The 9,390-nt window shown below is 62.4% G+C and carries 9 protein-coding genes; 2 read left to right on the plus strand and 7 right to left on the minus strand.

The features are described 5' to 3' along the window. The 3 genes from EN893_RS08220 to EN893_RS08230 all read right to left on the minus strand — a co-directional run. Positions 1 to 1,047: Hsp33 family molecular chaperone (locus tag EN893_RS08220; protein WP_128361485.1), on the minus strand; the 1,047-nt coding region annotated here is incomplete at its 3' end. 110 nt (positions 1,048 to 1,157) lie between these two features. Further along, entirely contained in the window at positions 1,158 to 2,069 is a 912-nt protein-coding gene (gene argF, locus EN893_RS08225; RefSeq protein ID WP_127267144.1) for an ornithine carbamoyltransferase, read from the minus strand. Positions 2,070 to 2,086: 17 nt separating this feature from the next. Continuing rightward, positions 2,087 to 3,286: an aspartate aminotransferase family protein gene (locus tag EN893_RS08230; protein ID WP_127267145.1), complete on the minus strand. Its 1,200-nt coding sequence runs from the start codon at positions 3,284 to 3,286 to the stop codon at positions 2,087 to 2,089. 358 nt (positions 3,287 to 3,644) lie between these two features. Here EN893_RS08230 and EN893_RS08235 point away from each other — a divergent pair, with 358 nt between their 5' ends. Next, positions 3,645 to 4,163, plus strand: a complete 519-nt coding sequence (locus EN893_RS08235) for a GcrA family cell cycle regulator (protein WP_127267146.1) — start codon at positions 3,645 to 3,647, stop codon at positions 4,161 to 4,163. 145 nt (positions 4,164 to 4,308) lie between these two features. Here EN893_RS08235 and EN893_RS08240 read toward each other — a convergent pair whose 3' ends face one another. The 3 genes from EN893_RS08240 to EN893_RS08250 all read right to left on the minus strand — a co-directional run bounded on the left by EN893_RS08240 (position 4,309) and on the right by EN893_RS08250 (position 7,513). Further along, a complete protein-coding gene (locus EN893_RS08240) occupies positions 4,309 to 5,319 on the minus strand; it encodes a magnesium and cobalt transport protein CorA (RefSeq protein WP_127267147.1) in 1,011 nt (336 codons plus the stop codon). A gap of 89 nt (positions 5,320 to 5,408) precedes the next feature. Next, positions 5,409 to 6,134, minus strand: a complete 726-nt coding sequence (phoU, locus tag EN893_RS08245) for a phosphate signaling complex protein PhoU (RefSeq protein WP_013533646.1) — start codon at positions 6,132 to 6,134, stop codon at positions 5,409 to 5,411. Between the two features lie 113 nt (positions 6,135 to 6,247). After that, positions 6,248 to 7,513, minus strand: a complete 1,266-nt coding sequence (locus tag EN893_RS08250) for an ATP-binding protein (protein ID WP_127267148.1) — start codon at positions 7,511 to 7,513, stop codon at positions 6,248 to 6,250. Positions 7,514 to 7,734: 221 nt separating this feature from the next. Here EN893_RS08250 and ppk2 point away from each other — a divergent pair, with 221 nt between their 5' ends. Then, positions 7,735 to 8,643, plus strand: a complete 909-nt coding sequence (gene ppk2 / locus EN893_RS08255) for a polyphosphate kinase 2 (protein ID WP_127267149.1) — start codon at positions 7,735 to 7,737, stop codon at positions 8,641 to 8,643. Positions 8,644 to 8,696: 53 nt separating this feature from the next. On the opposite strand, the gene EN893_RS08260 is transcribed toward ppk2, so the two are convergent. Continuing rightward, a partial coding sequence (locus EN893_RS08260) for an enoyl-CoA hydratase-related protein (RefSeq protein ID WP_128361486.1) occupies positions 8,697 to 9,390 on the minus strand: 694 nt, incomplete at its 5' end.

A 9,390-nucleotide genomic window follows, 5' to 3' on the forward strand; every position in this document is an offset into this window, starting at 1 on the left:
GAGGATGGTGGCATCCACGTCGCCTGCGAATTCCGCCGGGTCGAAGTCATATTGCTTCGAGCAGAATTCGCAGGCGACGTGGATGCCACCATCCTCGGTGCTGTCCTTGATCTCCTGCGCGGAAAAACCCTCGAGGATGCCGCGGATCTTGTCCTTGGAGCACGAGCACTGGTCGGCGACCGGGACGCCGCCGAAGACGCGCACGCCATGCTCGTGGAACAGCCTGTAAAGCAGCCGCTCGGCACCGATTGTCGGGTCGATCAGTTCGGTCGGCTCGATCGTGCCGAGCAGCGCCAGCAACTCCTGCCAGGAATTGTCGACCGGGTCGTGGATCTCCTCGCGCGGATCGCCATCGCCACCCGGCAGATCCGGCACGCGCATGCGCTCGGGCGACTGCGGCAGGAACTGCGCCAGGATACCACCGGCGCGCCACTGCTCGCGGGCACCGCCAGGACCGGGCGTCAAAAGCTTGGCCACCGACAGCCTGAGATCGGTCGGGATCTGTTCCGACTGGCGAAAATAGGTGCGTGCCGCATCTTCCAGCGTCTCGCCGTCGAGCTGGACGATACCCTGATAGCGCTGCGTGTGAGCACCCTGGTCGATGGTCAGCGCCAGCACGCCGCTGCCGAGCAGGGTCTGCTGCGAGGTTTCGCCGGCCGCGACCAGCGCTTCCAGCCGGTCGGCGTCAAAACGCGCATAGGCGCGCAATGCCGAGGGCGTGGAAAAATCCGCGACCAGCATGTCGACAGGCCCGTCGGTGCGGGTCTGCAGGATGAACTTGCCCTCGAACTTCAGCGAGGTGCCGAGCAGCACGGTCAGCACACAGGCCTCCGCCAGCAGGCGGGCGACCGGCTCGGGATAATCGTGGCGGCTGAGGATGGCGTCGAGCATCGGCCCGAGTTGGACGGTGCGGCCCCGCACATCGAGCGGGCCGACCTCGAACGGCACGACATGATCGTCGCCGGCATAGCCAAATTCGCCGAGTTTGGGGTGATGTTCAGTCACTTGATAGGTTTCCAACATGACAAAGCTCCAGGGCGCGGCCATGCCGCCCTCCGGGGCGCATGCGTCGAAACGCGCTTGATTTGCGTGATGCGGCGCAAATAGGCATCACACCCCCGCAGATCAAGCTCCCGGGGATCAAGCGCCGAGACACTTCAAGCGCCGAGACACCAGGCAAGCACGGCCTTCTGGGCATGGAGCCGGTTCTCGGCCTCGTCGAAGACCACCGAATGCGGCCCGTCGATGACCTCGTCCGTCACTTCCTCGCCACGATGCGCCGGCAGGCAATGCATGAACAGCGCGTCCGGCTTGGCCTTGGCCATCAGCTTGGCGTTGACCTGATAGGGCGAGAACACGTTGTGGCCGCGGGCGCGATGCTCCTGACCCATCGAGACCCAACAATCCGTGACGATGCAGTCGGCCTGATCGACGGCTTCCTCGGGCGAGCGGGTGAAGTGCAGCTTGCCGCCATGTGCCCGCGACCAGTCGATATGCTTCTGCGCCGGTTCGCTGCCCTCAGGCACGGCGACGTTGAGGTTGAAGCGGAACCGGGCCGAGGCCTCAAGCAAGGAATGCAGCACATTGTTGCCGTCGCCGGTCCAGGCGATGGTCTTGCCGGCGACCGGACCGCGATGTTCCTCGAAGGTCATGATATCGGCCATCAGCTGGCAGGGATGGGTGTCGTCGGTCAATCCGTTGATCACCGGCACGGTGGCGTTCTCGGTCAATTCCAGCAGGCGCTCATGCGAGGTGGTGCGGATCATGATCGCATCGACATAGCGCGACAGCACCTTGGCCGTGTCGGCAATGGTCTCGGAGCGGCCGAGTTGCATCTCGGTGCCGGTCAGCATGATGGTCTCGCCGCCGAGCTGCCGCATGCCGACGTCGAAGGAGACGCGCGTGCGCGTCGACGGCTTGTCGAAGATCATTGCCAGCACCTTGCCTTCAAGCGGTTTGGTGCGCTCGCCGGCCTTGAGGCGCGCCTTTCGCACCACCGCATCGTCCAGCATCAAGCGCAGATCGCCTTCGGAAACGGTGGAAAGATCGGTGAAATGGCGAACTGACATCAGCAATGGTTCCGGGATTACTTCGCCGCGGCGGAAGCGATCGCCTCCGCCAGGCCCTTGGCGCCGGCGCGGATGCGGTTGAGCGCCTCATGGATCTCGGCGTCGGTGACGGTGAGCGGCGGCAACAGGCGAATGACGTTGTCGCCGGCCGGAACCGCCAGCAGGTTCTGGTCGCGCAAGGCCATGTTCACCTTGGTGTTGGGCATGGCGCATTTGAGGCCGAGCATCAGCCCGGCACCCCTGATGTCCTCGATGATTTCGGGAAACTCGTCGGCGACCGACGCCAGCCCCTGCTTCATCAGCAGCGCCTTGCGTTGGACATCTTCGAGGAAGCCGTCTTCCAGCACGACATCGAGCACGGCGTTGCCGACCGCCATGGCCAGCGGGTTGCCGCCGAACGTGGTGCCATGCACGCCAGCGGTCATGCCCACGGCCGCTTCATCCGTGGCGAGGCAGGCGCCCATCGGGAAACCGCCGCCAATACCCTTGGCGATCGCCATGATGTCTGGCGTAACCCCTGACCATTCATGCGCGAACAGCTTGCCGGTACGGCCGATGCCGCACTGGACCTCGTCGAAGATCAACAGCAGGCCGTGCTGTTCGCACAATTGCCTGAGCCGCTTCAGCGATTGCGTCGGCACCGGGCGGATACCGCCCTCGCCCTGCACCGGCTCGATCAGGATGGCGGCCGTCTCCGGCGTGATCGCCTTTTCGGCGGCGTCGATGTCGTCGAAACCGACCTGATCGAAACCTTCGACCTTGGGGCCGAAGCCCTCGAGATATTTGTACTGGCCGCCGGCCGCGATGGTCGCCAGCGTGCGGCCATGGAAGGCGCCTTCGAAGGTGATGACGCGGAAGCGCTCGGGGTGTCCGTTGACGAACTGGTAGCGGCGCGCCGTCTTGATCGCGCATTCCAGCGCCTCGGCGCCGGAATTGGTGAAGAACACCTTGTCGGCGAAGGTGGCGTCGGCCAGCCGCTCGCCAAGCCGGTTCTGCCCGGGGATCTCGTATAGGTTGGAGACATGCCACAGCTTGGCGGCCTGCTCGGTGAGTGCGGCGACCAGATGCGGATGACTGTGGCCCAGCGAATTGACGGCGATGCCGCCGGCAAAGTCGAGATATCGCTCGCCCTTGTCGGTAATCAGCCATGTGCCTTCCCCGTGGTCGAAGGCCAAGGGTGCGCGAGCAAAGGTCTCGTAAAGCGCCGAACCGCTCATTATATGCGTCTCCGGTACCGGAAAATCAAAAAAGCCGCCAAAGCGGCGGCCTGTGCGGCTTATCCTGTTTTTCGGCCATGAAGTCAACGAAAACGTCGCGTAGTGGCGCGCGGCAAGCCTCCCGACGGGACGCCGGCTCATCAGCGACCGGGCAAGTTGGGGAAAACCGAAAAAACCGATTCGTGTTGCACTTGGGACTCTTGTCACCGAGTCAGCGCATAGAGTAGTTGTAGTCGAGAAATAACTAGATTTCGTGCGGCGGACCTAATCACCAGATATATGTGGTGTCTGCCCCGGCAAATGTTGCCGGGTCGGGAGAAGGATTCCGATTGCCGCACGCTTAGAGGAGCGCGGTCTCATGAACTGGACTGACGAGCGGGTAGAACTCTTGAGAAAACTGTGGTCGGAGGGTCTGAGCGCAAGCCAGATTGCTGCGCAGCTTGGAGGGGTCAGCCGCAACGCGGTCATCGGGAAGGTGCATCGGCTGAAACTGTCGGGCCGCGGACGCTCGACCGCCACACCGGCACGCCAGAAGAAGGCAGCGCAAGGATCGACCGTCCAGAAATCGGTATCACGCGCTGCAACCACGGCACGCCATGTCACGACATCGATCGGCGCGACCGCCTTGCAGACGCAGTTCGACGCCGAACCCGTGGCACGCCATTACATCCGTCCGGTTGAGAATGTCGTGCTGCCGATCTCGCGGCATCTGCAGCTGGTCGAACTGACCGAGCGCACCTGCAAATGGCCGAACGGTGACCCGCTTTCAGAGGACTTCCATTTCTGCGGCAACGAAGCCGCCGAAACCGGACCCTACTGCAAATACCACGCCCGCGTGGCGTTCCAGCCGGCATCGGAGCGGCGGCGGAGTCGCTGAGCGAATAGCGAATAGCGAATAGCGAATAGCGAATAGCGAATAGCGAATAGCGAATAGCGAATAGAAACGGCTTGCCTTCCGTCACAGGAAGCAAGCCGTTTTTGTGTTCGCTATTCGCTACTCCCTATTCGCTATTCGCTCTCTTTCACAGCCAACCGTTCTTCCTGAACCGCCAGTAGAGGAACGTGCAGATCACCGCGATCGCGGTCAGCACCACCGGGTAGCCGTACTCCATCTTCAGTTCCGGCATACTGTCGAAGTTCATGCCGTAGATGCCTGCGAGCGCCGTCGGCACCGCCAGGATGGCGGCCCATGAGGCGAGTTTCTTGGTGTTCGCCGTTTCCTGACTCTGGCCGACTAGGAGGCTGGCCTCGAAAGCGAACGCCAGCACTTCGCGCAGGCTGTCGATCTTCTCCTGGACGGTGCGGATGTGGTCGGTCACGTCGCGGAACAGCGGGTGCATGGCGGTATGTATCTGCGGCAGCTCGGCGCTGGTCAGCCGTCGGCAGACTTCGACCAGCGGAAGCGCGGCATTGCGCAGGCGCAGGAGATCGCGGCGCAGCATATAGAGCCGTTCGATGTCGGGAGCGGTCATCGGCTTCAGCAGAACCTTGTCCTCGATCGCCTCGACTTCGTCCTCGATCTGCTCGAGCACCGGCATGTAATTGTCGACGATGAAATCGAGAATGGCATAGAGGACGAAATCCTCACCCTTGGCCAGCGAGTGCGGGCAGCTTTCCCAGTGCTGACGAACGGCGGCATAGGACGTCGAGGGACCGTGCCTGACGCTGACGATGTAGCCTGAGCCGACGAACAAATGGGTCTCGCCGAAAGTGACCCGACCGTCGATCAACTGCGCCGTGCGGGCGACGATGAACAAGGCGTCGCCATATTGCTCGATCTTCGGCCGCTGGTGCGGGTGCTCGGCATCCTCGATCGCCAACTCATGCAGGTGAAACTGCGCCTGGACGCGCAGCAACAGGTTACGGTCGGGCTCCAAAAGGCCGATCCAGACGACATGACCGGATTTCTTTGCCCATTCGCCGGCTTCCTCGATGGGAATGTCGGCGATGCGGCGCCCCGCCGTGTAGACGCCGCAAGCGATAATGCCGGATATCGGCCCAGGCGCCGGGGTCAGGTTCCGAGCATTTTCCATCACGACCTCCCGGAGCAAATCCACGGGCGAGGATAGAGGCAAAGCCCAGAAAGCTTAGCGTAAATCGGGTGACGGTTCGAGAGGCGCGTTCACTTCACCGGCTGCGTCTCGGAAAGACTGATTTTGTCGGTCTTGTCACCCTTGGGCCGCTCAGCCGGCAACTGATCGCCGGTGACGATGTAATAGATGGTCTCAGCGATGTTGGTGGCGTGATCACCGATACGCTCGATGTTCTTGGCGCAAAACAGCAGATGCGTACAGGGCGTGATGTTGCGCGGATCTTCCATCATGTAGGTCAGCAATTCGCGAAACAGCGATGTGTACATGGCGTCGATCTGGTCGTCACGATCGCGCACGAAGCCGATTTTCTCCACCGAGCGAGACGCGTAGACGTCGAGCACTTCCTTGAGCTGGGTCAACGCCAGGTTGGACAGGGCCTCGAGGCCGCGGAACAGGCTGGTCGGCTGGCGTCCGTCGGTGACGGCGACCACCCGCTTGGCAACGTTCTTGGCGAGATCGCCAACCCGTTCGAGGTCGGCGGAGATGCGAATGGTCCCGACGATCTCGCGCAAATCCGCCGCCATCGGCTGACGCTTGGCAATGATGATGATGGCCTTGTCGTCGATTTCGCGCTGGCCCTCGTCCAGTACGGTATCGTCGCGGATGACCTTCTGGGCAAGGCCTGGGTCGGCATTGACGAGAGCGGTGACCGCCTGTTCGACCATGCGCTCGGCATGACCTCCCATCGCGGCGATGCGCTTCGACAGATATTTCAACTCCTCGTCATAAGCGCTGACGATGTGCACGGACTGCATGGCAAAATGCCTTCCCACGGGGTGTTTTGATTTTGAGTCGTTTCCTCGAATCCCCGCTGATACGCTAGCCGGATGACAGAAAAAAGAAACAGTCCCTTTGAATTAGGGCGATATCAGTGAGTCGGCAAATGAACCGAGAATGCCGCGCCGTTGCCGACTTCGGACTTGATCGAAAGCCGGGCGTTGTGGCGCGTCAGTATATGCTTGACGATCGACAGGCCGAGGCCGGTACCCTTCTGGGTCCGGCTGGTCTCGACGTCGACGCGGTAGAAGCGCTCGGTAATGCGCGGAATGTGCTCCTCGGGAATGCCAGGGCCAAAGTCCCTGATCGTCACGTCGATGCCCGGCTCTGATCCGGCATCGCTATGGGCTATGGATACAACCACCCGCCCACCCGACTGCCCGTATTTGCAGGCGTTTTCCAGGAGGTTCTCGAAAACCTGGAAAAGCTCATCGCGATCGCCAGGCACATGAAGCGGCCCATCGGCGTAGTGCCGCTCGATGGCGACGGCGTTTTCGCTGGCCAGCGGTCCGAGCGAGTCGATAACGCTGTCGACTGTCTGCCGCAGATCCACCTCGGTTCCCGGCTTCAGATAGGGTTTCATCTCGAGCCGCGACAGCGACAACAAATCGTCGATCAGACGCGCCATGCGACCGGTCTGGCTCTGCATGATCTGCAGAAACTGGTCGCGCGCCGCCGCGTCGTTGCGGGCTGGCCCGCGCAGCGTTTCGATAAAGCCGGCGATTGAGGCGAGCGGCGTGCGCAGTTCATGGCTGGCATTGGCAATGAAATCGGCGCGCATGCGGTCGATCCGGCGTGCTTCGCTCTGGTCCTTGAACACCAGCACATAGAGATCGGTGGCGTGACCGACCGAGGACACACTCACCCGGTAGGCCCGTTCGACCGGCAGTTTCTCCATGTAGTCGACGACATCGGAGGCGATATCACCAGATAGTACTCCATCCAGCAGGGTTTGCATCTCCGGCGCCCGGAATTTCAACGACAGCGACATGCCTGGCGCGATGCCGCCGAAGGCGGCGAAGGCGGCGGCGTTGGCATGGACGATGGTGGCGGTCCGGTCGAAGATGATCAGCGGATCGGCGACGGCGGCGGCCAGATATTCACCCGAGAGCCGCTGCAGGCCGATGGCCTCGATGGCAGCGCCGCTGCCGGTGGATTGGCGCGCGCCGGCGGTCGGCAGTATTGCCGCTGCAAGCAGCAACAGCAGCGCCGCGGGGACGACATAGGCTGAAATCCCGGCCAAGGCATAAACAGCGAGAACCGCAACGACGCCGGCCGCAAGCAGCCAGCGGCTATTCCACAGCCGTGCGGCCATGGTTTGCGTCATGCCTCTCTGCTCTGTGTCCAGGTCAGCCATTCGCTCGTGGACCTGCCCCCATGTCTTCGCACCCGGTCGCACGGTGGCGGAAAACTTCCACTAGACCGCTTGCCGCATGACCCGAAAATCGGGATCGATTTTCGGAAAGGATCATGCGCAAATTAAAAGTGCTACAGCGTCCTTTGCGCATCCAAACGGACGCGCGGCGCTATAGTGGCTCCCCATAGCATGAGTCCGGAAGCTGGAAAGGGTTCGTCTCGATGAAAAAAGCCAAAGAAAGTCCCGCCGCGCCAACTGCGGGGCCGCTGAAGATCAGGATCGGCGGCAAGGAGAGGGAGTTCGACATCGAAAATCCCGTGCTTCCCGACTGGGTCGAGGACAACAAGCTGACCGCTGGCGGCTATCCCTACGACAAGAAGATGAAAAGCGACGAGTATGACGAGATGCTCGAGAAGCTGCAGATCGAGCTGGTCAAGGCGCAGGCCTGGCTGCAGTCGACCGGCAAACGGGTGATGGCGCTGTTCGAAGGTCGCGATGCTGCAGGCAAGGGCGGCACGATCTTCGTGGTGCGCCAGTACCTCAATCCGCGCACGGCACGCAACGTGGCGCTGACCAAGCCGACCCCGACCGAGCTTGGGCAATGGTACTACCAGCGCTATGTCGACCACTTCCCGACTTCAGGCGAATTCGTCACCTTCGACCGTTCCTGGTACAACCGCGCCGGTGTCGAGCCGGTGATGGGTTTCTGCACCCCGCAGCAGCACGAGCAGTTTCTTGAGGAGACGCCGCATTTCGAGCGGATGATCTCCAACGAGGGCATCCACTTCTTCAAATTCTGGCTGAACATCGGCCGGGAAACGCAGCTCGAGCGCTTCCATGACCGTCGCTACAGCCCGCTGAAGAGCTGGAAATTTTCGCCCATCGACGTTGCAGGCATCACCAAGTGGGACGACTACACCAAGGTGCGCGACACCATGTTCGAGCGCACCCACAAGGAATTCGCGCCGTGGATCATCGTACGGGCCAATGACAAGCGGCGCGCGCGGCTGGCGATCATGCGGCGCATCCTGTCGTCTCTGCCCTATGAGGGGCGCGATCTCGAAATCATCGGCAAGGAAGACAAGAAGATCATCGGCGAAGGGCCGTCATTCCTCGGCAAGCAGGATTGACGCTTCCGCGCCGCGCGGCCTTGGCCGCGCGGCGCGTTCCTTGAGGCTTTCGCTCAGGCCGCGAGCCGGGCGATGCGTTGCAATCGCCGCAGCGTGGTGTCGTCCTGCAGCGCCTGCTGGAAAAGCGAAATCTCCTGATCGATGCGGTCGCAGAGGGCCTCGGTGTTCCCTTTCAGCAGGCCGCGCGTCTGCAGCAGGGCTGCGACCGGCTTCTTGACAAGCTGTCTCGCCCGGCCGAGCGCCGCTTCCTCGACGGTGCCGCCCGGCACGATCTCGGCGACGAGGCCGAGCGCCCTGGCGTCCTCGGCGCGAAGCGTGTCGCCGAGGCAGAAGAAGCGGAAGGCACCGGCATAGCCGAGCTTCTGCGGCGCCAGGATGCTGGTCGCCGCGTCCGGCACCAGGCCGAAATCGACGAACGGCACCCTGAACGTGCTCTCATCGGACGCGATCACCATGTCGCAATGGAACAGGATGGTGCAGCCGACACCGACGGCATCGCCGTCAACGCAGGCAAGGATGGGCTTGGGAAACGTCGCCAGCGTGCGGAACAGGTCGGTGACGGCGGCAATCAGTTTCTGGTGCTTGGTGGCGTCGAGGAATTCGGAGAAGTCGCCGCCCAGACAGAAACAGCCTGCCAGGCCGCGCAGCACGACGACGCGAACCTCCTCATTGTCGGCGGCTTCATGGAAGGTCCTTGCCAGGCTTTCATAGGCTCTCCTGTCCAGCACCGGCCGGCCGTCACTCGAC

Source organism: Mesorhizobium sp. M7A.F.Ca.CA.004.04.2.1 (assembly GCF_004022825.1).
Taxonomy (GTDB): domain Bacteria; phylum Pseudomonadota; class Alphaproteobacteria; order Rhizobiales; family Rhizobiaceae; genus Mesorhizobium.

Bases quoted from the DNA above. Each gene is read 5' to 3' on its own strand.
- EN893_RS08250 (WP_127267148.1), bottom strand. From the start codon at position 7,513: ATGGCTGACCTGGACACAGAGCAGAGAGGCATGACGCAAACCATGGCC.
- phoU (WP_013533646.1), bottom strand. From the start codon at position 6,134: ATGCAGTCCGTGCACATCGTCAGCGCTTATGACGAGGAGTTGAAATAT.
- EN893_RS08235 (WP_127267146.1), top strand. From the start codon at position 3,645: ATGAACTGGACTGACGAGCGGGTAGAACTCTTGAGAAAACTGTGGTCG.
- EN893_RS08230 (WP_127267145.1), bottom strand. From the start codon at position 3,286: ATGAGCGGTTCGGCGCTTTACGAGACCTTTGCTCGCGCACCCTTGGCC.
- argF (WP_127267144.1), bottom strand. From the start codon at position 2,069: ATGTCAGTTCGCCATTTCACCGATCTTTCCACCGTTTCCGAAGGCGAT.
- EN893_RS08240 (WP_127267147.1), bottom strand. From the start codon at position 5,319: ATGGAAAATGCTCGGAACCTGACCCCGGCGCCTGGGCCGATATCCGGC.
- ppk2 (WP_127267149.1), top strand. From the start codon at position 7,735: ATGAAAAAAGCCAAAGAAAGTCCCGCCGCGCCAACTGCGGGGCCGCTG.